Origin of the sequence: Lysobacter enzymogenes (assembly GCF_017355525.1) — a bacterium.
Lineage (GTDB): Bacteria > Pseudomonadota > Gammaproteobacteria > Xanthomonadales > Xanthomonadaceae > Lysobacter > Lysobacter enzymogenes_C.
Genome location: NZ_CP067395.1, coordinates 1,963,432 through 1,985,491, shown reverse-complemented (window position 1 = coordinate 1,985,491; position 22,060 = coordinate 1,963,432). Strand labels below are relative to the sequence as shown.

The following is a 22,060-nucleotide window of genomic DNA, read 5'->3' as shown; positions in this document are numbered from 1 at the left end:
GGCGATGATCTACGAATTCTTCCGCTTCGAACTGCGCCAGCAACTGCGTTCGCCGCTGTTGTGGGTGCTGTCGGCGCTGCTCGGCCTGCTCGCGTTCGCCGCCCTCAGCAGCGATGCGGTGCAGATCGGCGGCGGCGTCGGCAACGTCAACCGCAACGCGCCGACCACCATCGCGACCCTGTTCGGGGCGATGAGCGTGCTCAGCCTGCTGGCGATCGCCGCGTTCGTGTCCAACGCGCTGCTGCGCGATTTCGAGATGGGCACGGCCGACCTGTTCTTCTCCAGCCCGATGCGCAAGCGCGACTTCCTGGTCGGCCGCTTCGCCGGCGCGATGGTCGCCTGCCTGCTGGTCTACGCGATGGTCGCGCTGGGCTTGCTGCTCGCGCCGGCGATGCCGTGGATCGATCCGGAGCGCTTGGGGCCGTTCTCGCTGTATCCGTACGTGTGGAGCTTCGCCGTGCTGGTGCTGCCGAACCTGGTGTTCATCGGCGCGCTGCTGGCGTTGCTGGCCGTGACCGGGCGCAGCCTGCTGATCGTGTACCTCGGCGTGATCGCCTTCCTGATGCTGCAAGGCCTGGCGCGCACCCTGACCAGCGATCTCGACAACGAACTGGTGGCGGCGCTGATCGATCCGTTCGGCCGCACCGCGTTCGCGCGGGTGACCCGCTACTGGACCGCGCCGGAACTCAACGGCCGCCTGCCCGAGCTGACCGGTTATCTGCTCGCCAACCGCGTGCTGTGGCTCAGCGTCGGCATCGCCATGACCGCCGCGGCGTTCGCCTTGTTCAAGCCGCAGCGCACCGGCACCGGGCGCGGCTGGTTGCGGCGCAAGTCCGCGCCGGCCGCGGCCGCGCCGGCGGCGCGCGCGGCGCGGGTCGCGGCGGTGCGCCCCGCGTTCGGTGCGGCGACCGCGCGCGCGCAGTTCTGGCGCAGCGTGCGGCTCGACGCCGTCGGCGTGTTCAAGAGCGTCCCGTTCCTGATCCTGCTGGCCTTCGCCGCGCTGAACTTCGTCTTCGGCGCCAGCAGCCTGCAGAAGCTCTACGGCACCCAGGTGTATCCGACCACCTCGCTGATGCTGATCGCGTTGCAGGGCACTTACAGTTCGGTGTTGGTGCTGATCGCGATGTTCTACGCCGGCGATTTGGTGTTCAAGGAACGCAGCGCCAAGCTGGCGGAGGTCACCGACGCGATGCCGGTGCCGAACTGGGTGCCGCTGCTGAGCAAGTTCGCCGCGCTGATCGCGGTGGTGCTGGCGTTCCAGCTCATCGGCGGTCTCGCCTCGATGACGCTGCAACTGCTCAAGGGCTACACCCAACTGGAACCGGCGCTGTATCTCAAGGGCCTGCTGCTGGCCTCGATCCCGTACGTGCTGATGGGCGGGCTGGCGTTGGTGCTGCAGGTGCTGTGCAACAACCGCTTCATCGGCTACGGCCTGACCATCTTGGTGGTGGTCGCGCAGATCGGCCTGAGCATGCTGCACTTCGAGCACAACCTGTACAACTACGCCAACGCGCCGGACGCGCCGTATTCGGACATGAACGGCTACGGCCACTACCTGGCCGGGCGGCTGTGGCTGCAGTTCTACTGGGGCCTGTTCCTCGGCGCGCTGTTGCTGGCGGCCGCCGCGTTCTGGGTGCGCGGCGTGCCCGGCGGCTGGCGCGAGCGCCTGCGGCTGGCGCGCGAGCGTTCGCGCGGCGGTCCGCGCTGGGCGCTGGCCGCGGTGCTGACGGCGTGGGTCGCGACCGGCGCGTGGATCTTCTGGAACACCAACGTGCTCAACCGCTACACGCCGGCGGACGTGGCGATGGACGAGCAGGCGCGCTACGAACGCCTGTTCCGCCGCTACAAGGATCTGCCGCAGCCCAAGATCGTCGCGGTCGAAAACCACGTCGACCTGCGTCCGGAAGACCTGAGCATGAGCGCGAGCGGGCGCTACACCCTGGTCAACCCGCATGCCGCGCCGATCCGCGAGTTCCATGTGTCGGTCGACCCCGATGCCGACATCCGCGCGCTGGAGTTCGGCGGCGCGAAGCTGGTCAGCGACGACCAGCGCCTGGGCTACCGCATCTACCGCCTGGACGCGCCGATGCAGCCGGGCGAGCGCCGCGAGCTGCGTTTCCAGCAGTCCTTCGCCCAGCGCGGCTTCGGCAACGAGCCCGGCCAGCATGCGGTGGTCGGCAACGGCAGCTTCTTCAACTCCAGCGTGTTCCCGCACTTCGGCTACGACGCCGGCCGCGAACTGCGCGACCGCAACGAGCGCCGCAAGCGCGGCCTCGGCGAGGTGCCGCGCATGGCCAAGCTCGAGGACGCGTCGGCGCGCCGGCGCAACTACATCGTCGGCGACGCGGACTGGATCGACTTCAAGACCTCGATCTGCACCGCGCCGGACCAGATCGCGCTGTCGCCGGGCTATCTGGTGCGCGAATACTCGCGCGACGGGCGCAAGTGCTTCGACTATGCGATGGACCGGCCGATGCTGGCGTTCTACTCGTACCTGTCGGCGCGCTGGAAGGTCAAGCGCGACACTTATCCGGGTGGGATCGCGATCGAGGTCTACTACGATCCCAAGCACGGCTACAACGTCGACCGGATGATCGCGGCGACCAAGAAATCGCTGGATTACTTCCAGGCCAACTTCACCCCGTACCAGCATCGCCAGGTGCGCATCATCGAGTTTCCGGGCTACGAGCGCTTCGCCCAGAGCTTCGCCAACACCATCCCGTTCTCCGAATCCATCGGCTTCGTCGCCGATCTGCGCGATCCGTCGATGGTCGACTATGTGTTCTACGTGACCGCGCACGAGGTCGCGCACCAGTGGTGGGCGCATCAGGTCATCGGCGCGAACTCGCAAGGCGCGACCATGCTGTCGGAATCGCTGTCGCAGTACTCGGCGCTGATGGTGATGGAGAAGGAATACGGCCGCGCCAAGATGCGCCGCTTCCTCAAGTACGAACTCGACCGCTACCTGTCCGAGCGCGCCGGCGAGCGGATCGAGGAGCTGCCGCTGTACCGGGTCGAGAACCAGCAGTACATCCATTACCGCAAGGGCTCGCTGGCGTTCTACCGCCTGCGCGAGGAACTCGGCGAGGACGCGGTCAACCGCGCGCTCAAGCGGTTCGCGCTCGACAAGGGCTACCAGCAACCGCCGTACACCACCTCGGCCGAGTTGCTGACCTATCTGCGCCGCGAGGCGAAGCCGGAGCAGCAGGCGCTGATCACCGACCTGTTCGAGAAGATCGCCTTCTACGACAACCGGGTGCTGGAGGCGTCGGCGAAGAAGCGCGCCGACGGCAAGTACGACGTCACCCTGACCGTGCAGGCGGCCAAGCGCTACGCCGACGGCAAGGGCCGCGAGACCCCGGGGCGGATGGACGACTGGGTCGAGGTCGGGGTGTTCGCGCGCGGGCCCTCGGGCAAGGAGGACGACGAGAAGGTCCTGTACCTGCAGCGCCACCGCATCGGCCAGGGCGTGTCTACCCTGGCCCTGGTGGTCGATCAGAAGCCGTACGAGGTCGGTTTCGACCCGTACAACAAGCTGATCGACCGGGTGCCGACGGACAATCGCAAGAAGCTGTGAGCGGCCGCGGGGCCGGCCCTGAGCCGGCCCCACGCCCCATGCCCGGCGGGCTCGAGCGCCGGGCGGCCGCGCAGGCAGGGCCCCTGGTGGGCGGGGCTTGCCGGCCGGACGCCCCCGGCGGGGCGCGGCCCGGCCAAGAGCGCGCGCTGGGTCACGCCGCGCTTGTCCCGGCGTGGCCGGAATGAGCGCCGGCTGACGCCGGCCGCCGCGCAACTGGCGTAAGCGACTGTTTTAGCGTAGAGTCCGCCCCGTTCAGCGCACGGCTGCCTCCCCGCAAGGGTACGTTTCCCAGGTTGCCCGTCGCCCCGCACACGCCTTCCAGGCCGCGGCGCGACTTCTTATCCCGCACGTCTTTCGTCGCGCAGACACGGCCCGGAGCTTTCCGGCGCCGTCAAAAATCGATACTCGCAGCGCGGTTCAAGGGAACGCTGGAGTGATCACGCGACCGATTCCGGTCCGGCGCGCCGATGGCGCGGCCGGCACGTCGGCGCGAACTTCTGGAGTTCCAAGCTATGACGTTCGAATCCCTGGGCCTGGCGCCCGCGTTGCTGCGCGCCCTGTCCGAACAGAACTACAACACCCCGACCCCGATCCAGGCCGAAGCGATCCCGCTGGCCCTGGCCGGCCACGACCTGCTCGGCGGCGCCCAGACCGGCACCGGCAAGACCGCCGCGTTCGGCCTGCCGCTGCTGCACCGTCTGGCCACCACCCAGGGCCACGGCAACGGCCCGCGCAAGCCGCGCGTGCTGATCCTGGCGCCGACCCGCGAACTGGCGCTGCAGGTCAGCGACAGCCTGCGCAGCTACGCCAAGTACCTGCGCATCAACGTCCACGCGATCTTCGGCGGCGCCGGCATGGGCCCGCAGCTCGACGCGCTGCGCCGCGGCGTCGACGTGCTGGTCGCCACCCCGGGCCGCCTGATCGACCACCTCGAGCGCGGCAGCGCCAAGCTCGACGCGGTCGAAGTGCTGGTCATGGACGAAGCCGACCGCATGCTCGACATGGGCTTCCTGCCGGCGATCAAGCGCATCCTCGGCCGCCTGCCGGCGTCGCGCCAGACCCTGCTGTTCTCGGCCACGTTCGAGGCCCAGATCAAGCAACTGGCGCTGGAGTTCATGCGCAATCCGCAGCAGGTGCAGATCGCCGCCAACAACATCGTCGCCGACGCGATCAGCCACCGCGTGCACCCGGTCGACGGCGGCCGCAAGCGCGACCTGCTGATCCAGATCCTGGCCGCGCGCCCGAACGACCAGGTGATCGTGTTCGGCCGCACCAAGCACGGCTGCAACCGCCTGTCCGAGCAGCTCGAAGAAGCCGGCCTGAAGTCGGTCGCGATCCACGGCAACAAGAGCCAGGCCCAGCGCCAGAAGGCGCTGCGCGATTTCAAGGCGAACAAGGCCCGGGTGCTGGTCGCCACCGACGTCGCCGCGCGCGGCCTGGACATTCCGAGCCTGCCGCTGGTGATCAACTTCGATCTGCCGATGGTGGCCGAGGACTACGTCCACCGCATCGGCCGCACCGGCCGCAACGGCGCCAGCGGCGAAGCGCTGTCGCTGGTGTCGCCGGACGAAGCCGGCCTGCTGCGGCAGATCCAGCGCATTCTCAAGGACGACATCGAAATGGTCAGCGTCGCCGGCTTCGAACCCACGCGCCCGCTGCGCATGGGTTCGGACGCGCCGGGCGCGCGCCGTCCGGGTCCCGGCGGCAACCGCGGCAACAACGCGCCGCGCAAGCCGGCTCACCGTCCGCACGGCAAGCCGGCCCCGCGCCACGCGCATGCCGGTCCGAAGCAGCACCGCGGCGGCGGCAACGGCGGCGGTGGCGCCCAGCAGGGCCAGCGTCGGGATCGCAACGCGGGTTGATTGGGCTGCATTCCATCTCGCGTTGAACAGAAAAGGCCGGCATCGCCGGCCTTTTCTTTCCTCGTGTCCCACTTGTGTGTTGGTACGGGGTTTGGGCGGGTCGCCCAACATTTACGGCTATTAACTCGATCGGCACGGGCCAAGCGGCAAACCCGACGCCCAAAACATCAACGCCCCTCGCGGGGCGTTGATGACTTATCGAGCGCTTTGATGGGACTTCTACATCCCGGCCCCGTCCGCGGAGGTGCGATGGCCCGAACCGTGGACACAGGATTGCAAGCGGGCCGCTTGGCGGGGATCGCGCGATGCCCCAACGTCGTGTCAGAAAACCCCGATCGTGACGCCGGACTTCTGCACCGGCGGATCCACAACCGCACGCGACAAAAGTGTGATCTTGAACGAACAAACGAGCCGAAATAACGGGAAAAACGCGGCCATCGCGTCCAACGCGAACACAAACCCGTCCGCCCCGTAAACGCGCGCTGCCGCGTTGACCGGTGCTTGCGAAAAAACGCTGGTTATAAAGCGTCCGTATAGCTTCGATGCGTAGATTTGCACGTCCATCGGACCGTTGGACGAACGCCGCCATGGCCACCCGCGCAAAGAAGGACTTGAACGCGATCTTGGCGCTGATCGGCGGCTTGTCTGCCGACGATTGCGTGGCGCTTCGTCCTGCTCTGAAGAACCGCGAAAGCCAAGTCGTGGGGGACATGGTTTGGGCAAAGCGCGCCGAAACCGTCAACGAATGCCCGCACTGCCAAGGAAGCTCCGTCATGCGCCACGGCACGTGCCGCAAAGGCCACCAGCGCTTCCTCTGCCGCCGGTGCAAGAAGACCTTCTCGCGCGTCACCAACAGCCCGCTGGCGGGCTACAGGAAGAAGGACAAGCACTTCGGCAACGCGTGCCTGATGGTCGAGAAGAAGCCGCACTCGGTGCGGGAGATCGCCGCCAAGCTGGGCATCAACAAGAACACGGCCCTGAAGTGGCGGCACCGCTTCTTGAAAGCGCTCGCCGAAGCCCCGCCGCCGCTGTTGAGCGGGATCGTCGAGGTGGACGAGGCGTTCATCCAGCCCTCGAACAAAGGCCAGAAGATCGGGCCGTCGTTCAAGCCGGAAGGCTCGCGCGGCACGGCCGGGATGGTGCCGGTGCTGGTGGCGCGGGCGCGCTTCGAACAGACCACACACACGCAGGTGATGCCCCACTGCGACACGGCCGCCATCGACGCGGCGTTGTCGCCGCTGCTGCGCTGCGACGCGATCTTGTGCACCGACGGCGCGGCGATGTATCCCCTGATCGCGAAGCGGCTTGGGATCGAGCATCACCCCGTGATCAACCCCAAGATCCTGAAGAACCAGAAGAAGAAAGCCGCGATCGCGGCGAAAGGCCGCCCCCGCGCGCTGTATCACATCCAAACCACGGACAACTACATCCGGCGCCTCAAGGATTGGCTGCAGCCGTTCGACGGGGTGGCGACCAAGCACCTGCCGCTCTACCTCGCCTGGCACCGCTACGTGCTCTCCACCAGCACGCGGCCATCGCCGGCCGAACTCCTGACCCGCGCGGTCAACTGAGCCTCGGCGTCGGTTGCTGGTGCACCGAGGACCGGCCGCCGGCGCGCGATTTCCACACGGCTTCGCGTGGGAGGTGCCCCGGGGCGCCTTCCGTACACCTAGCTCCCACGACTAAGAAAAACTTAGACTTTGGCCATGAGCACCCGTCCCAGCACCCTGTCCAGCCAGGCGGTTCCCGAGGAGGACGACGCCCTTCCTCCGTTGGCCCGCGCTGTCAGGGCCGATCAAGCCGATCTGGTGAGGACCCTGCTGGCAGCCGGGGCGGACGCCCGCCAGGTGCTGGGCCGCGGCGCCTACGGCAGGACGGCGCTTCACCTCGCGGCTGAGAGCGCTGGGGTGGCGGTGTCCAGGCTGCTCCTTGACGCTGGCGCGGATCCGAACGCCCGGACGCCCAGGCCCGACACCCCCGACCATTTCCTCGAGCCCAGCGTGGACCCCTCGGGCACCACCGCCCTCCACCGCGCCGCGGCCCTGGGTCGGGTGAAGGTGTGCGCGCTGCTGGTGGCGCGTGGCGCGCACGTCCGGCTCGCGGACGGCCTCAAGACGACGGCCCTCCACCTGGCGGCGGCCTCCCCCTCGCCGGACGCCTGTGACCTCCTCCTTCGCGCCGGCGCCGAGGTCACGGCGAGGGACCTCGTGGGCCAGCAACCGCTGCACGGCGCGGCCGCGGCGGGCGATCCCGAGACGTGCAGGGTGTTGCTGCGCGCGGGGGCGCCCGTGGACGCTCGCGACGACGACCGGATGACCCCCTTGATCCACGCGGCGCTGAACCACCGCGCCGAGGCGTGCCGGGTCTTGCTGGACGCGGGCGCCGACCCCAACGCCACGGACGAGGCCGGCAACACCGCCTTGCACGCAGCGCTCTACCTGATCGCCTTCGTCCAGGTCGCCTCGCCCGACGCCATGGCGACGCTGAAGTCGCTGGCGCGCGCCGGCGCCAACCTCAGGATCCCGTTCCCCCTGGACAACAGGCCGATCGCGCAGGCGCTGCGGGGTTACCCCGCCGCCCAAGCCGCTTATTCGGAGTTGTTGGCCGAACGCCGCTTGAGGGCCCTGGACGCCGCCCTGCCGTTGGCCGGGGCGGTCCGTACAGGTCGCCCCAGGGCCCGGCTCCGGCTCTGAAGGCGCCCCCTAGAGGGTCATCTTCGGGCCGCCCTGGGACGGCCCCTCCATGCCCTGGGTCTGGGCCTGAGCCTGCTGCTGGGCTTGTTGCTGGTTGAGCTGCTCGACCCGGTCCAGGCTCTTCTCCGCGGGCACCTGGGCGGCGTTGCCGGTGTCGATCGCCAGGTGGTGGTGCGGCCCGGCCGGCCCGTGCGGGGAGGCATACCCGATCAGGGTCGTGCCCCCGTCCGCCGCCTTGCCGATCACGACCCCGGTGAGGTTCGCCCCCACGGTCGGATCGGCCTTCACGGCCGCCAAGCCGGCCGCGGCGAGGTTGCGGGTTTCGGCCTGGCTCCAGCGGCCGTCGGCCTGGGCCGCGCGGTGGAACATCTCGAACGCGGCGTGGTCGGGGTGGCCGGGGCTGTCCGCTTGGCTCGGCGCTCGGCTAGGCGGCTCCAAGGCGGTGTCCTTGGGGGCCTTGTCCATCCCCGAACCCGTGTCCCGAACGGTCTTGAACTCAAGCTTGCCGTGGCTGGTGTCCGTGAACCCAAAGCTGTTGCTGGGGGTGCTCAGGTCGACCCCGTTGCGTTCGACCTGCGCCAGGTCGAGCTTGAGGCGATGGAGATCCAGCCGGACTTCCGGCACGGCCTGCGTGGTCCCCACCGCGGCGTCGGCGTGGGCGGCCGCGATGGTCGCCATCACCTGGGGCCCGTAGTAGTTGCGGTAGTTCGAGTTCCCGTGTCGGCCCAGCGTGGCACCCAGGTCGTAGTGGCAGGCCGCCACGGCCTCGACGGCCGGGCTTTTGAGGCGGTTGCCGGTCAGCTGCATGCCGTCGTCCCGCAGGCTGATGCCCGCGGCCAACGACGCTTTGCCGCTGCCTTCGGGCAGCGTGACGCAGCTCGTGGTGGGGGCCGCACGCTTCAAAAACTCGTCTCTATTGAACTGGTTGGCCTGACCACCCGAAACACGGCTGGCGAGGGCGTTCAAGCCCACCAGTTCGGCCAAGGCTTCGTCTCTGCGGGTGAAGTCGAGGTAGCGTTGGCTCTCGCGGGTCAAATCGACGTAGGAGGCGTTGCCGACCCCGTCGTTCAACGCCGCGCGGACGTCGTCGGAAAACCGTTGAAGCTCGAGGGTGCGGGCGTTGGCGGTGAGCGCGTGCCCCGTTTCGTGCCCGAGCGTGCTGGTGATGATGTCCAGGCGGGGCCGCTCTTTGAGCGACTTGCTGGTGAAGCTGTCCACGCTGAGGTAGACGGTGCCGCTGTCCTTGTCGTAGTGGCCGCCCTCGTGTTTCTCGGCGCTCACGCCGATGCGCTTGAGGGTTTGCTGGTTCGCCGCGTCGACCATCACGGCGGCGAGATACGGCGAACTCGCGATCGCCGCTTCGATGTCGCGCGCTGCACCCGGCGGAACGCCCGGCTGGCGGGCGAGTTCGTCGACCATCGTGCGCAGTGGCGCGGGCAGAGGCTCAGCCATGGTCGACCTCGGCGTCGTCGGCGCTGATCTCGATGGAGAGCACGCAAGGACGCCCCTTGGCTTGATCGCCACCGGTGGCTCGGTAGAGGTTCACGACCAGGTAGAAGGTGATGTTGTTGGCGGGCCAGTCCTTCCGGTAGGACCAGAACTCCTTGAGGTAAGGCGGGCTTTGCTCGCCCGAATACCCCAGCTTGGCGAGGTCGTCGTTGAGGGGGGAGAAATCGAGGCTGCAGGTGGGCAACGCGTTTTCAGGCAGGCGCGGATCGCCCTTCCATCCCTCGGGAATGAAGCGGACCTCCACCTCCTTGCCCAGCGTGTCGCGACCGGCCGATCCCACCGTGATGAAGTAGCGCCCTCCGCTTCCCAGGCGCCCTTCCACCACGTGGTGGCTCGGATCCTCCGGATCTGGTCCGAATGGGACGTCCAACGCCTTGGCCACGGCGGAGGCTTCGGTGTCGTGGGCGGTCCTCAGCCCCGCCACCAGCTTGAGCACCCGCGCCCGCAGGTCCTGGGTCTCCAGCGCGGGGCCCTGGGGCAGCGGGCGGGCGGCGACGCTGGCCGGAACGCGGGGGGCGGCTTGGGGGGCCTGGCCTGCGGCTCGATCGGATGCACTGGCGGCGGCGTCGCCGGCCTGTTCTGGCGTGGCGGGAAGGGCGGAACCGGGGGCCGTCATGGCGGGCTTCTCCTTGGGGATGGCCGGGGCCGGGTCGGCGGCAGGCCGGGCGCACGCGCTCAGCCCGGCCAAGGCCAGCGTCAGCAGGGACCAGGCGCCAAGGGGGTGGACGCGTTGAAGGCCGTCCGGGGCGCGGACAGCTGCGTTGCGTGTCACGTGGGTTCCTTCCTTCGCCGCGTCCATTGCCTGGGCGCCAGGCGATGCCAACGATGCGCAACCCTCAGTTGCGCATCAAGGCGGCTGATGTCAACGCGATCATGCGGACAACGCGACGTGGGGCGCAGATCGTGAGGTCCGCGGAGGATGTGTGGACGCCAGGCACATGGGATGTACCTGGCGTCTCGCAGGGCAGTGCGACCGGTCAGGAGCGGATCCGGGTCGCTCGGTGGATCCGGCCGATGTAACCGAACAGCAGCGGGAACACGCCGTAGCCGAGGAAGCCCACGAAGACCCAGACCATGGCGAGGAACCGCAGGCCTTCCGGCCCCACGCCCGATTTGGCGACGACCAGGGCCAGGGCCTGCAGGGCGAAGGCGGCCACCAAGCCCAGGCCGGCACCGAGCCAGAACCCGCCCTTCTGGGGCGCCGGGGCCGGGTAGCGGGCGCTGGCCCAGGCCCGGTAGCGCGCGGCCCGGACGTTCACCCACCACAGCAGCGCCAGGAGGCCCAGCAGGGCCAGGCCGCCCAGGATCGAGGCCGCCTGGGCCCCGGGGGTCGAAAACTCGCCGGAGGCGGTCAGGGCGAGGGTGCCGGCGCCACCGAGGATCACGGTGGCGGGCGCGAGGTGTGCATACGAAGCGTTCATTGCAGCTCTCCTTGGGTCAGGTCATCTGGGGAAGACCTGCCACTGGCCGTTGGCCTGGGCGAACCGGTAACGGCCCTTGAGCGGCCGGGACAGGCTCGTGCCTTGGACGTCCACGACCACGGTGCCGGCCACGTCGCAGAAGTAACCGGGGGCTTCGGCCGAGGAGGACTTCTCGCAGTGGTCCAGGCTGAAGCCGTTGGCCATCGCCCCGGTGCGGACGCCAAGCACCCGCTGGTATTCGGCGATCACGGCGGCTTCGGCGTCCTGGGTGGAGGGCGCGCCGGAACAGGCCGTCAGGCCCGCGGCGAGGGCCGCCAGCACCACAGCGCGGGGAACGTCGGGGAGAAACGGTCGGCTCATGGCGGTGCTCCAGGCGGGATCGGCGGAACTCTAAGGAAGTCTTAGACGACAAGTCCAGCGTCTTCTAAGACCCTCTTAGGCGTCGTTCACGCTTGAGAACCCTGGTTTGCCCCGAGGCACGGCCCGCGAGACCCCTGGTGTGGTCGCCCTGCGCTTACGGCAGGCGCGTGAGGCCGTGGGCCTGTCCCAACGGGGGTTGGGCATCGCTGCCGGGCTCGATCCGACGGTGGCGTCTCCGCGGATCAACCAATACGAGGCGGGCAAACACGCCCCCGATATCCGCACGCTGGAGATGCTAGGAAAAGTCCTAGGCAAACCCGTGCCATTCTTCTACGCGACCGACGACGCCCTGGCGGAGGCCATCGACCTGCTGGCGAAGATGTCGGTCCGCGCGAGAAAAAAGGCGCTCGAAGGCCTGCGTTAGATCGGCGGAAGGTGGTGCCGCCCCTGAGCTACGGGCACCGCTTCCGCGCGGCGGCGGGCAGGCGATGATATCGGTGTTTTCCCGCGGAGAAGCCCCATGGGCGATGCGCAGTCCAAGCTAAAAACCGTCAGTGCTTACAGCGATGCCTTCAGGGACATGGTCAACGATTGCGTGTCTTGGAAGGACAATCCCGGCCGTCGGCTGAAGTTGACGAACGAGCACGAGTGGAGCTTCGTTTGCGTCGCGATGGACATCTTGGGCGATGCGACAGCAGCCATCGACCATGTGCTGCGGTTTGCGTTGGATGGTCCTACAAAATACGACGACACCGGTGAGAAGTACCTGCGGCTCTATGGCGTGCTGGGCGCAGCTTACAGCCAGCAACGAGCCGCGTTGAAGCTGCATAAGCTGACGAACTGCCCCGACGTCAAAGGCGTCAAAAAGCGCGCCGACGCTCTAAAAATCACCGTACTCAGGCATCAAATCGCCGCTCACAGCCTGGACTATTTCGACACCGGCTCTGCTTACGTTCCTGTCCGCATCGCGCTGGGCGGTTTCAGCTGCACGGTGACCGAAAACCGAGGGGACGCGTGGATGGTCCATGATCTCAAGGAGGCCATCGCAGAGCACTGCGATTTCATGGCCGACCTCATGGATGCGATCTACGAAAAATGCTTGAAAACGTTCTTCAAAAACAACAAAAGCAAACAAGCTGAGCATCTGGCCAAGCTGGAGGAGCTCAGGAAAATCAGAGCTGGCTGGGTCGTCATGCACGCGGGTCCCGTCAAGATCGTCATCCAGCCTGTAAGTGCCAAACGAACGCGAACGGCGGGGCGAACCGAGGTCAGCCCAGGCAACGGCGAAAAGAACGCAGCAGACGAGGTCTGATCCCCGCCGAAAAGAAGGCGGCCCGGGGGCGGTTCATCGCAGATGCGCGGTAGTAGGATGCGGATCTCTGGAGCGATCGCCGACCGTGTGCGCCCAGTCGGCCCATGCGTCAAACACAAGGAGGTGTTGATGGCCGCCACCAAAGCCCAGGCCGCCCTGAGGGCCGCGAAAAAAGTGTTGGGCAAGGTGCCTCCGCGGGACGGCGTGCCGTGGCGGCAGTTGGTGGCTGAAACCGCTCGGCAGGTCGCCAATCTGCGTAAGCGCGGAGATCTGACCTGGACGGTGACGCTCAACGAGGCGGCGGGCATGTTGGCCATGGATCCCAACCGCCTACGCAAGCTCGTCAGCGAGCACCCGGTTGAACCGCCGTTGTTCACCCGACCTGCGCCCAAGAAGGAGCCGAGTACGCCTGCTGGTTCCCCTAAGCGCAAACCCAACACCGTCTCACGGGCCTCCATGGTGCGGTTGTTCGATTGGCACCAAGGCCTGGTCGACGCCGGGCTCATCGAGCCGATGACGGGACGGGTCGACCTGGACGCTCGGGTGGGTGGGGACGGGGTTCCCCGGGTGCGGGTCCACCCTTGGGAGACGCCCCGAGCACCCTTCGAATACAAAGACGAGGGCAACGGAACCTTCCGCATCTGCGGTGTGGCCGAACCCGGTGACTTTGCCGGCCTGCTCAGGAGCTTCGGCGGCAAGCAAATGGGTCTGATGGTGCTGACCTTCCCCGAAGCGTTGCAGCTTCCGTGGGAGGACGCTGGCGTGCGGGGGGTGTGGGCTCAGGCCTTCCACGAATGGACCGTGGCGGCGGAAGAGGACGTTCAGGCCGTGCTGGCCGAGTTGCGGCAAGCACGGCTGGAAGCGGCTTGGTCGAAGCCGGTTGGCGCTGCCGTCCCTGACCACGAGCCGCAGGCGAAGGGCCGGACCAAGCCGCGTTTGTGAGCGCCGGCTGGACGCGCGCTGAACCTTTCTGGGGGCTGCTTCCACTTCGCCCCGGCCCCGTACAGATCATCCCTATCGTGCGCTTCCTGCACCACACGGTCGCCGATGGCTCGAACCCGGGCCGGACCACGGTGGAGCCAGGAGGACACACATGCGCAGCCGTCTTTTTGAGGTGCTGATCATCGGAACCGCGCCGGCCGAGGCGACTATCGAGATCGAAGCCAACGACATGGACGAGGCATTGGAAAAGTTCGCCGCGTTGACGGCCGAGGATGTCGAGAAAATCAAGTGGGTGGCGAACGTCGATGACATCAACATGCACGTAGAGGTCCGCGACAGCAAAACGGGGCAGTCCACCGACCACCTTTGGCCGAACCACGAGCGACGCTTTCACGTCCGCTAACCAAGGAGAAACAGCTATGCGCAGTTTTACGTTTTGGCTCTACGGCGACTTCTTGGCCACCAAGCTTTTTTCGGTCAAAGCCACCTCGGAAACCGCTGCCGTGAATGCTTTCGATCATTTGAGCCTTGCCGAGCTCAACGCGGTGCGCTGGACCTTGGACGCGCTGACCATGCATGAGGTGGAGGTGGATGACTCCCTGAGCCTTGACTTGGACGAGTACGAAGAAGCGATCTCGGCGCTCCAGAACACCGAGCCGGGGGAGCTGTGAGACGAGAGGGGCGGCAACGCCCCTCTCCACTCCTTAAGGGTGGACAGGGGCAGGCGTAGGTCCGAGCTTTATGCGTTTTGAGGCTCCGCGAGGGTAAGTCGGGTTGCCAAAACATACGTGCAGGTTGGTTGTCCTGCGAACAGCTTGATGCGAACGGTTGAGCATTTGCTTCCGTCCGCTCCAGTCAAAACATCTTCTTGGAGCAGATGAAGCGCTGATCGACCGTCCGGCAAGGCATCTTGTTGTTTGGTGCATCCAACCCAGTTCTGCGCATCCACACGCTCGCCCATGATTATCGGAACCAAAGGGCTTTCCTCCATCGGGAAAACCCCGCGCATTGCTACGTGATAGCCGTGCGCGATCTTCGCCAGCATCCGTACGAACGCCCACAGATCCACTTCGTCCTCAAAGCGTGCGCCAACAGCTTGATTTCTGCCGATAAGGTCGGAGTTGTCGAGACCAAACGTGAGTGTTTCGATGGCGTCGACGTTGATGTGCTTGGTCTCCGGCGTAGGCGGCCGATCATGGTCAAGGAAATACGGCAGCGCCAAGACAGGGAGGTGCAAGACACGGATGCTTTCCTCTGTTGGCACATCGAAACGTTGGATGGTTCCGTCCGCTTGAATCAATGCTTGGGCGTTGGTTGCTTCATAGGCTCGCTTGTGGGATTTGCGGCTCTTGATGCCCAGCGCCTGACGCCCCTTGTCCATGAAACCCCGCAAAACGCGCATCTCAAACTGGGAGGTGAGCATCGCGCAAGTTGCACAACTGGCAGAGGGGAGCACCAGCGTGCCGCCCAGCCCTTTGGGAATAACATGCTCCTCGCTAAGCGGCTGCGCACGGACGCCGCAATAAATACAAGCGCCCACTGCGGCGGCGCGGAAGGTGTGGGGCATTTTCAAGGTGTTGGGTTCCATGCGGCCGTCCGCTGTCTTTACCGTCTCACGACAAACTCAAGATAAGCTGTTTCCCTCACAAAAGGAGCCAGTCATGGATGCAGGCAAGGTAGGCCGCTGGACATGGCCGAGCAGACCGACGGACCCGGCAGGATTTGAGGCGATGATGGTGGCCCTGGATCGTCACCTCGGCGACCAAGACGTTCCGCTGCAAGAGCGTTCCGGACAGGCTGTGTCGATCGTCTGTGCGGTTTTCAGCGTCCCCAACATCATCGACCTTCGTCGCGGCCCCGACCGGGGCCAAGCGTATAGCGATGATGACTTGGCGCCCCGCGTGCTGGATTGGTATGCCGAAACGTACGGCGGTCGCCTGGGGGATAAGAATCCGCTGGACGTGAGCGTAGTGAGGCTCAACGGGAGCTTGTGGCCGATCTCCATGCCGGTGGTATACGGCGAAGCTCGCATCGTAGTGAGACGTGAGCTTTCTAGCGGGCAGCGTGGTGGATTGGTATACCAACGCCCCCAGACGATCAATGCCGTGGAGTGCATCATCGGCATCACGCCCGAGTTCGCTAAACGGTTGTCGGATCAAGACTTGGATGTGTTGTTCGACGCTTTCTTGGAGGGTCATAAGGCTTCGGAGTACCTCCACGGCTTGGACGGCCATCCTTTTTTCGATCAAGCCAGAGGCGACTACCGCCACGCCGTGGAAGAGTTGATCGATCAGCGCACCCTCGGCAAGGTCCGGTGGGACACGGCCCAATGCGCGGAAAAGGTGCTGAAGGGCCTGTTAGGCAAGGCCGGGCATTCGTTTCCAACGGCCGGCCGAAAAGGGCACGACATCCCTCATCTTGGCGATTTGGTTAACAAACACTTCGGCACCGCGCTGCCGGAAGCCTTGTTGCAAGCAATCGACTGCCCGACTGGCGTCCGATACGGAGAGATTCCGACCAGCCTCGCCGTTGCCTACGACGCGCACCGATCGCTTGTGAAGATGTTGTACGAACTCGAAAGCAAGATCCGCCCGTAACCGTACAGTGTTGGTGGCACCCAGGGGATGGCATTCCAAGCCGCGTCGTGGATCGCTATTCGAGTGCCTACCGAACCTCGCCAATAAGACTCGCCGAGCCTGACTTTCGTGCATCCATTTTTCCACACCACCCCCAGCCAGATCGCCCAACTCAACGATGAGCAGGCTCGTGAGCTCCTAGCTCGGCTATGCAGGGCTGAGCTGGCCAACTTAGGACTGGAGGCGGCGGTGACCTGGAGCGGCGACCAGCGCGCGGCAGACGGCGGGGTGGACGTACGGGTGGAAGCGATGCCGGTTCGTGAGCTTCCGCTTCCGTTGGGTCGCTCTGTGGCGGTGGTACAGGTCAAAGCAGAGAACTTCGGGCCGAAGAAAATCTGGAAAGAAATGGTCATCAAGGGCGCTCTTCGACCCGCCATCGCAGAGCTGGCCCAACACGGAGGTATTTACCTGATCGCTTCCACGCGCGATAAATCGGCAGATCCAGGCGTACGAAGCCGACAAGCGACGATGCACAAGGTGCTTACCGAACATGGTTTGGCGGACCAAGTGTTCTTTCGCTACCTCGGACGACGCGCGATAGCGGATTGGGTCGAACGCCATCCCTCGGTCTGCCTGTGGGTCCGAAAGCAGGTCGCGGCACCACTGGACGGCTGGCGCGGCTACGGCGCTTGGGCGCACCGCGAGACCGATGAGCGAGCTTCCTTTGATCTGGGGAAAGAGCCACGCATTTTCTGTCCGGGCGATAGCGAAAGCGTCTCGGATTTACAGGCTCTGGGCGCAATACGACGTGATCTGCGCGCCGGCAAGGCGGTCCGACTGGTGGGTCTTTCAGGGGTTGGTAAGACCCGTTTGGCCCAGGCGCTGTTCGACCCTCAAATCCCTACAGAACCCCCCGCGCTCCCTTCAAACTGGGCGGTATACACGGACGCAGGCGACGGGCCGGTACCAACGCCGCAGGCCATGCTGAAGGCGTTAGGCGCCTATGACCACCCAGCCGTCCTGATCGTCGATAACTGCGGCCAGACTACGCATGCTGCCTTGGTCGAGTGCAAGCATGAGTTTGCGCCCTCGCTGGGGCTTTTGACGATCGAATACGACATCCAGGATGGCATCCCGGAAGACACGCGGTGTTACCACATGGAGGGCGTATCGGCCGAAACGCTGCGCTCGTTGCTGAGGGATCGATACCCGCAGCTGTCGGACAACGACCTCTCCACCGTGGTGGCCGCGAGCGAAGGCAACGCACGGGTCGCGTTTGCCTTGGCCTCCACGGCCGAGCACACGCAGGACTTGGCCTCGCTCAACGACCGCGAACTGTTTCAGCGCTTGTTCGATCAGAAAGCTGGGGGCGGCGACGAACTGCTTCGTTGCGCCCAAGCGGCCAGCTTGCTGTATTCCTTCGATGGCGAAAGTCTGGAAGTGGGCTCCGAAATGACGGTGCTCGCCGAGTTCGCGGGTGTCACCCCCCAAGTTTTTTTCCGGCATATGGCGACGATCAAGGGGCGAGGCTTGCTCCAGGCGCGCGGCAGAATGCGCGCGTTGTTGCCGCCCGCGGTGTCCAACCGGCTTGCTAGCCAAGCGCTTGAGGAAACGCCCTTAGGCCTCATCAAGAAGTGTTTGGTGGAGGATGCATCCGATCGGGTGGCTGCCTCGTTCGTCCACCGCTTGAGCTACCTTCACACCTCCCCACAAGCTCAAGCGCTTGTGGCGTCATGGCAGAGTCCGGGTGGGCGTTACGCTGACCTGGCAACCATGTCCCATCAGGAGTTTCGCGGCTTTGTACGCGCGGCGGCGGTGGTGCCAGAAGGTGCTTTGTCCGTGATAGAGCGCTTTACAGCGCAAGAAGCCATCGGCGCTCGCGGCGATGAGCATTTGGACGAGTTGATCAGTTTGTGCAGATGGATCGCCTACGATCCGGCGCTGTTCCACCGCAGCACCACGGTGCTTTGGGCCCTCATTCAGAGGGCCGCGTTGGTCGAGCTGGGTGGAAAACTGCGAACAAACCGGATGGCCTCGCTGTTCCAAGTCTGGCTTTCAGGCTCTCACGCGGGTGCTGAGCAACGCGCCAAGGTGATCGATGGGTTGCTCGGGTCGGACCGTACACCCGACTGGTCTCTCGGTGCGGAGCTCTTGAGCACGGCATTGAAGACGTCTTACCTGAGGCGTGAGTTTTTCGACCGTTTCGGTGCACGAAAACGCGACTACGGTTGGCGGCCCTCGTCGCGGGACGAGTTGCGAATGTGGCATGCGGTGTTTTTGGATCTTGTGGCGCGCTGGGGGCTCGCCGACGGTGAGCGTGGCCGCCAAGTCAGAAAGGCAATCCTGGATAACTTGGAGGGGTTGCTGACAGAGGAAGCAACCGCAGGAAGCGTGACAAAGATTGCCCTCACGTTTCGGGGCATGGACGGATGGTCGCAAGCCTGGGTTGAGGCTAGGCGCCTGAGCCGGGACCCCATGCTCTCGCAGGAAGTTCGAGTATTTGCTGAAGCCCTTGAGCAGGCGTTGGGGCCGGCCGATCTGTACGAAGAGGTCGCTGCCCGCTTCCATTCTGATCGGGATTGGCACTGGGAGTATGCGTCCGAAGTCGATGATTACGACGAGCAAGTGAGACGTGCAGCAGAGCGCTGCGAGGAGTTGGGGCGGTTGCTCGCCGCCGGAGACCGAGAGCGTCTGAAGGGGTTGTTGCCTTCGTTGCTGATCGAGGGAAACCACGAGGTCGCAGAGGCGCTGGGCCGCGGCTTGGGCCGGGCGCACCCCAACCTGGGGGCGTTTATCGACGATGTGGAAAGGCACCTTCGCTCGGCAAATCCGAATACTGTCTCAATCCGCTTTCTGTACGGCGTCGTCGAAACGTGGGCCGAGGCAAATCCGGGCCCCTTGGCAGTTTGGCTCGACCGCTTGGCGATCGATGAACAACTTGCGCCCTATTTTCCCGAGCTCCAAGCGCATACGTCTCTCGACAAACCGAGTGTGGCAAGGGTGCTGCGATCCTTAGCGGTGGGTCGCACACCGGTTGTTCGCTACGCAGCGATGGCTTGGAACAGCCTAGGCGAACAGACCAAAGCGGCCGACTGGGCCGCGATCGTGAGTGCCATCGCTGACAAAGGCGAGGATGGAGTGCGAACAGGCATTTTGCTGCTACAGCACTTGGCTCGCTGCGCGCATGTCCGAGATGGTACCGAAAGGTTGGTGCTGGCCCGCTACATGAAAGGCTTCTTGCTTCATAGGCCATGGCCGGATCTTGTCGTTCATTTAGGCATGCTGGAAAACCGTGTCGAGCGCATCCTCAAGTTCTGCGTGGCGCAGTTGCCAAGCTTTGAGGAACTGGCCGATCTTTTGCCGTTGGTTGTTGGGTTTCGTGCCGAGGAACCTCTCTATCCGCGCTCGACCATGGGCAGTTTCATCGCACCGATCCTTCAGAAGTATCCCTATGCAACGCTCACCGCCCTTCAGGGGCTGCAGCGCTGGAGCGTTGAAACAATCGGGGAGATCCTGCGCGCAGAGCGAGACACCGCTCTGGAAGGTCAAGGGCGCCCCGCCATCTCGGATGACGCTCTTTTTGATTGGTGCGCCGCGGACATGGTTGGTCGCTTGCCGTTGACGATGCAAATCGGAGATCTGGCCCCGCCCCAAACCAACAGCCCGTCCCTTTTTCAGCGCCTGTTTGAGATATCCAACGACAAAGCTAGCTTTTTTGCGCTCTTTCGCGAGCGTGGGTTGGAGGGCGATGGCCGGGGTGAACTTGCCTACCTGAAGCGGTGCATGCTTGTTCTCAATCAGCTTCAAGTAGTTGATGACGTCGATGGACAAATGGCTAAGGAGGCGGCGTTGGATGCGCTGAGGGAACGCCTATCGTTCTGGGACCACTTCGACAGAGAGGGGGTTACCCGTGCTCGACCAGAGACGTTTGAGTAAAAAATCCATGCTGGCGAGTTGAAGTTTGGGAAACTAGCGTTCGCAGCCTCTACAGCTGGGCGTCTTCAATGGACGGCCAACGACCCACCTCGGCGTCAAAGTCGTCCCACTGCTGCTGAAGCTGTTCTTCCGAGATGGGCGCTAGCCGATCCAGGAACCGGAACTGATCGTATTGGGGTGTCGGCAGGATGTTCCCAATGCCGCTGTAGCAAAACCACCGCCCGACCAGCTCAGCCGTTTCGGCCAGGGTCTTTAGGGCTTCTTTCGCTTCACCTTGTCCCCACTGAGCGAGCACCCGCCCGTTTCGGCTGGCTTCCGTGGCGGCGTGAGCGTAGTGAATGGTGGCGTGGGCAGCGACCCCGTCCAAGGGGGCCAGCCTAGCCTCCAAGCGATCGAACACTTCCTCCCGGATAAGGTCGTCCGGTGTGCTGTTGCCGGGCGTGGTACCGCTGAGCCAATCGAACTGGGCATGCCGGTCCTCAGAGGGCTCATACTCAAGCTCTCTGGGCACGTAACGAGGCCCCGGCGGCTGTGCAAGCACATGGCGCCAATAGTGGTCCTTCAGGACCTCGTAGTTGTAGGACAGCCCCGCAATGTCTTCGACGTACACCTTGCGGGTGAGGCGCTGCCGGCAGGCCCGGACGTCCTGGATGATCGCGCTTATCGAGCACACGCCGTTGGGGCCCTGAATAGGGCCCTTGTCCACCAAGCGGCGAACCGCCAGCAACGCGTTGCCCCAGTAGCCTCCGATCAGAAGATCGAAGAGCAGAGGATTGAGCGACCTACTGCCATCCGGTTCCTCCGGGCTGTTGCGAACCACTTCCACAATGGTCGAGAAGGACGCGTAGTTCCACGCGAAGTTGATCAGCGTGGGGAGGATAGCCTGATCGTCAGCTTCGAACGCTCGTTTCCAAGATGTAATGCGATCCCTCATGAAGTCTCCCGCCACCACTTAGATGCCCGCGCTTGACAAACTCGCCACTTGGGTTATGGGTACTGATAGCCGCAAAGGAGAGGGAAATGAATACTCCCAATAAAAATAAAGACAAGGTACGGGCGCCATCATTGTTTACGTGGATGGTCGGCACGACCGCAGTATCTTTCGGTATCTTTATGATTTACTCAATCTATTACAGGTAGCGCCACTTGTAATCAAGACACTTAAAACCAATCGCACTGATTTCCAGCCACGTGTGAAGAAGTATAAAACAAACAAGGACGGCTATAACAGTTTGACCTAGCAGTCTGAACTCGTCCCCGCCAGCTTCTCGCGGCCTACTGCAAGACCAGTACAAATACATTAACGAATATATCGCAATCGGTATATTAACGAATAGCTCAGAGCCCGGCCAACTACAATCGCTGATGTAAATGGTTGTTAGCAACCCAAAATAAAGCAAGACTGCTGACCACTCAAAAAGTGCCTTGTCAGTAAATCCGAATATTGTATTTCGTATCCAGCCTCCTTTGTTGCCTAGTGTCGGCCTATATGCAGCGCCTATGCCAAAAACAAGCGCAGCAGCGCATGGGAACCAATATGAAAAATAAGACAACATGAGGAAGTTGGTTCTCTTGTGGCCAATGATCCAGCCAACGCCAATAGAGCAAATAAATAAAACCAGCATCATTAAGAACGAATATTCTGGCGGTATCCCCAAAAAGCTCCCTCCCACCTGCGCCTCAGGTTTGCGCTCTGGCTCTGGCTCTGGCTCTGGCTCTGGCGCAAGCATTGATGCAGGTTCAGGTTCAGATTGAGCTTGAGGTTCAGAAGCCTGGCCAGCGAGAGTTGTCAGCGACCTTGCTTTATCCTTTTGAGCTATTATCAAACGAAAAAGCCAAGCAGCGATAATAATGCGCAAGACGTATTTCATA

The 22,060-nt window shown here is 64.3% G+C and carries 19 protein-coding genes; 11 read left to right on the top strand and 8 right to left on the bottom strand.

The annotated features are described in order from the left end of the window. Window positions 1-4 precede the first annotated feature (4 nt). Window positions 5-3,577, top strand: coding sequence for an ABC transporter permease/M1 family aminopeptidase (locus JHW38_RS08220; protein WP_207525477.1), 3,573 nt, complete (start codon window positions 5-7; stop codon window positions 3,575-3,577). A gap of 512 nt (window positions 3,578-4,089) precedes the next feature. Further along, on the top strand, window positions 4,090-5,439 hold the full coding sequence (locus JHW38_RS08215) for a DEAD/DEAH box helicase (RefSeq protein WP_207525476.1): 1,350 nt from the start codon (window positions 4,090-4,092) through the stop codon (window positions 5,437-5,439). 321 nt (window positions 5,440-5,760) lie between these two features. Here JHW38_RS08215 and JHW38_RS08210 read toward each other — a convergent pair whose 3' ends face one another. Beyond that, on the bottom strand, window positions 5,761-6,003 hold the full coding sequence (locus JHW38_RS08210; protein ID WP_207525475.1) for a hypothetical protein: 243 nt from the start codon (window positions 6,001-6,003) through the stop codon (window positions 5,761-5,763). A 23-nt stretch (window positions 6,004-6,026) separates the two neighbouring features. On the opposite strand from JHW38_RS08210, the gene JHW38_RS08205 reads away from it, so the two are divergent. Both JHW38_RS08205 and JHW38_RS08200 read left to right on the top strand, forming a co-directional pair. After that, window positions 6,027-7,010 (top strand): IS1595 family transposase, encoded by a 984-nt coding sequence (locus JHW38_RS08205; protein WP_207525474.1) that lies wholly within the window; start codon window positions 6,027-6,029, stop codon window positions 7,008-7,010. A 135-nt stretch (window positions 7,011-7,145) separates the two neighbouring features. Next, window positions 7,146-8,132, top strand: coding sequence for an ankyrin repeat domain-containing protein (locus JHW38_RS08200; RefSeq protein WP_207525473.1), 987 nt, complete (start codon window positions 7,146-7,148; stop codon window positions 8,130-8,132). A gap of 9 nt (window positions 8,133-8,141) precedes the next feature. Here JHW38_RS08200 and JHW38_RS08195 read toward each other — a convergent pair whose 3' ends face one another. From JHW38_RS08195 to JHW38_RS08180, 4 genes are all read right to left on the bottom strand, one after another. Beyond that, on the bottom strand, window positions 8,142-9,584 hold the full coding sequence (locus tag JHW38_RS08195) for a hypothetical protein (protein ID WP_207525472.1): 1,443 nt from the start codon (window positions 9,582-9,584) through the stop codon (window positions 8,142-8,144). Further along, a complete protein-coding gene (locus JHW38_RS08190) occupies window positions 9,577-10,440 on the bottom strand; it encodes a hypothetical protein (protein ID WP_207525471.1) in 864 nt (287 codons plus the stop codon). Before JHW38_RS08190 ends, JHW38_RS08195 begins: the two co-directional genes overlap by 8 nt. A gap of 178 nt (window positions 10,441-10,618) precedes the next feature. Continuing rightward, complete coding sequence (locus JHW38_RS08185; protein WP_207525470.1) at window positions 10,619-11,062, bottom strand: ABC transporter permease; 444 nt, start codon at window positions 11,060-11,062, stop codon at window positions 10,619-10,621. Between the two features lie 21 nt (window positions 11,063-11,083). Then, the gene (locus JHW38_RS08180; protein ID WP_207525469.1) at window positions 11,084-11,422 is read right to left on the bottom strand and encodes a hypothetical protein; all 339 of its coding nucleotides are present in this window, start codon (window positions 11,420-11,422) and stop codon (window positions 11,084-11,086) included. A gap of 139 nt (window positions 11,423-11,561) precedes the next feature. On the opposite strand from JHW38_RS08180, the gene JHW38_RS08175 reads away from it, so the two are divergent. From JHW38_RS08175 to JHW38_RS08155, 5 genes are all read left to right on the top strand, one after another. Next, window positions 11,562-11,846, top strand: coding sequence for a helix-turn-helix domain-containing protein (locus JHW38_RS08175; RefSeq protein WP_278249808.1), 285 nt, complete (start codon window positions 11,562-11,564; stop codon window positions 11,844-11,846). A gap of 96 nt (window positions 11,847-11,942) precedes the next feature. Next, a complete protein-coding gene (locus tag JHW38_RS08170; protein ID WP_207525467.1) occupies window positions 11,943-12,734 on the top strand; it encodes a hypothetical protein in 792 nt (263 codons plus the stop codon). A 129-nt stretch (window positions 12,735-12,863) separates the two neighbouring features. Beyond that, entirely contained in the window at window positions 12,864-13,676 is an 813-nt protein-coding gene (locus tag JHW38_RS08165) for a hypothetical protein (protein ID WP_207525466.1), read from the top strand. Between the two features lie 151 nt (window positions 13,677-13,827). After that, a complete protein-coding gene (locus tag JHW38_RS08160) occupies window positions 13,828-14,079 on the top strand; it encodes a hypothetical protein (protein WP_207525465.1) in 252 nt (83 codons plus the stop codon). A gap of 16 nt (window positions 14,080-14,095) precedes the next feature. Further along, window positions 14,096-14,347 carry a hypothetical protein gene (locus JHW38_RS08155; protein WP_207525464.1) on the top strand — a complete coding sequence of 84 codons (252 nt, stop codon included), beginning with the start codon at window positions 14,096-14,098 and terminating at the stop codon, window positions 14,345-14,347. Window positions 14,348-14,415: 68 nt separating this feature from the next. Here the strand turns inward: JHW38_RS08155 and JHW38_RS08150 are convergent, their stop codons facing one another. Continuing rightward, window positions 14,416-15,264 carry an HNH endonuclease gene (locus JHW38_RS08150; RefSeq protein WP_207525463.1) on the bottom strand — a complete coding sequence of 283 codons (849 nt, stop codon included), beginning with the start codon at window positions 15,262-15,264 and terminating at the stop codon, window positions 14,416-14,418. Between the two features lie 73 nt (window positions 15,265-15,337). Here JHW38_RS08150 and JHW38_RS08145 point away from each other — a divergent pair, with 73 nt between their 5' ends. Next, window positions 15,338-16,273, top strand: coding sequence for a hypothetical protein (locus JHW38_RS08145; RefSeq protein WP_207525462.1), 936 nt, complete (start codon window positions 15,338-15,340; stop codon window positions 16,271-16,273). Window positions 16,274-16,381: 108 nt separating this feature from the next. After that, on the top strand, window positions 16,382-20,188 hold the full coding sequence (locus JHW38_RS08140) for a hypothetical protein (protein ID WP_207525461.1): 3,807 nt from the start codon (window positions 16,382-16,384) through the stop codon (window positions 20,186-20,188). A 49-nt stretch (window positions 20,189-20,237) separates the two neighbouring features. Here the strand turns inward: JHW38_RS08140 and JHW38_RS08135 are convergent, their stop codons facing one another. Next, window positions 20,238-21,122, bottom strand: a complete 885-nt coding sequence (locus tag JHW38_RS08135; protein WP_207525460.1) for a hypothetical protein — start codon at window positions 21,120-21,122, stop codon at window positions 20,238-20,240. A gap of 196 nt (window positions 21,123-21,318) precedes the next feature. Beyond that, the gene (locus tag JHW38_RS08130; RefSeq protein ID WP_207525459.1) at window positions 21,319-22,059 is read right to left on the bottom strand and encodes a hypothetical protein; all 741 of its coding nucleotides are present in this window, start codon (window positions 22,057-22,059) and stop codon (window positions 21,319-21,321) included. Between the last annotated feature and the right edge of the window lies 1 nt (window position 22,060).

Excerpts from the sequence above, each read along its gene's own strand:
- JHW38_RS08220 (WP_207525477.1), top strand. The coding sequence starts at position 5 with ATGATCTACGAATTCTTCCGCTTCGAACTGCGCCAGCAACTGCGTTCG.
- JHW38_RS08215 (WP_207525476.1), top strand. The coding sequence starts at position 4,090 with ATGACGTTCGAATCCCTGGGCCTGGCGCCCGCGTTGCTGCGCGCCCTG.
- JHW38_RS08210 (WP_207525475.1), bottom strand. The coding sequence starts at position 6,003 with ATGGACGTGCAAATCTACGCATCGAAGCTATACGGACGCTTTATAACC.
- JHW38_RS08205 (WP_207525474.1), top strand. The coding sequence starts at position 6,027 with ATGGCCACCCGCGCAAAGAAGGACTTGAACGCGATCTTGGCGCTGATC.
- JHW38_RS08200 (WP_207525473.1), top strand. The coding sequence starts at position 7,146 with ATGAGCACCCGTCCCAGCACCCTGTCCAGCCAGGCGGTTCCCGAGGAG.
- JHW38_RS08195 (WP_207525472.1), bottom strand. The coding sequence starts at position 9,584 with ATGGCTGAGCCTCTGCCCGCGCCACTGCGCACGATGGTCGACGAACTC.
- JHW38_RS08190 (WP_207525471.1), bottom strand. The coding sequence starts at position 10,440 with ATGGACGCGGCGAAGGAAGGAACCCACGTGACACGCAACGCAGCTGTC.
- JHW38_RS08185 (WP_207525470.1), bottom strand. The coding sequence starts at position 11,062 with ATGAACGCTTCGTATGCACACCTCGCGCCCGCCACCGTGATCCTCGGT.
- JHW38_RS08180 (WP_207525469.1), bottom strand. The coding sequence starts at position 11,422 with ATGAGCCGACCGTTTCTCCCCGACGTTCCCCGCGCTGTGGTGCTGGCG.
- JHW38_RS08170 (WP_207525467.1), top strand. The coding sequence starts at position 11,943 with ATGGGCGATGCGCAGTCCAAGCTAAAAACCGTCAGTGCTTACAGCGAT.
- JHW38_RS08165 (WP_207525466.1), top strand. The coding sequence starts at position 12,864 with ATGGCCGCCACCAAAGCCCAGGCCGCCCTGAGGGCCGCGAAAAAAGTG.
- JHW38_RS08160 (WP_207525465.1), top strand. The coding sequence starts at position 13,828 with ATGCGCAGCCGTCTTTTTGAGGTGCTGATCATCGGAACCGCGCCGGCC.
- JHW38_RS08155 (WP_207525464.1), top strand. The coding sequence starts at position 14,096 with ATGCGCAGTTTTACGTTTTGGCTCTACGGCGACTTCTTGGCCACCAAG.
- JHW38_RS08150 (WP_207525463.1), bottom strand. The coding sequence starts at position 15,264 with ATGGAACCCAACACCTTGAAAATGCCCCACACCTTCCGCGCCGCCGCA.
- JHW38_RS08145 (WP_207525462.1), top strand. The coding sequence starts at position 15,338 with ATGGATGCAGGCAAGGTAGGCCGCTGGACATGGCCGAGCAGACCGACG.
- JHW38_RS08135 (WP_207525460.1), bottom strand. The coding sequence starts at position 21,122 with ATGAGGGATCGCATTACATCTTGGAAACGAGCGTTCGAAGCTGACGAT.
- JHW38_RS08130 (WP_207525459.1), bottom strand. The coding sequence starts at position 22,059 with ATGAAATACGTCTTGCGCATTATTATCGCTGCTTGGCTTTTTCGTTTG.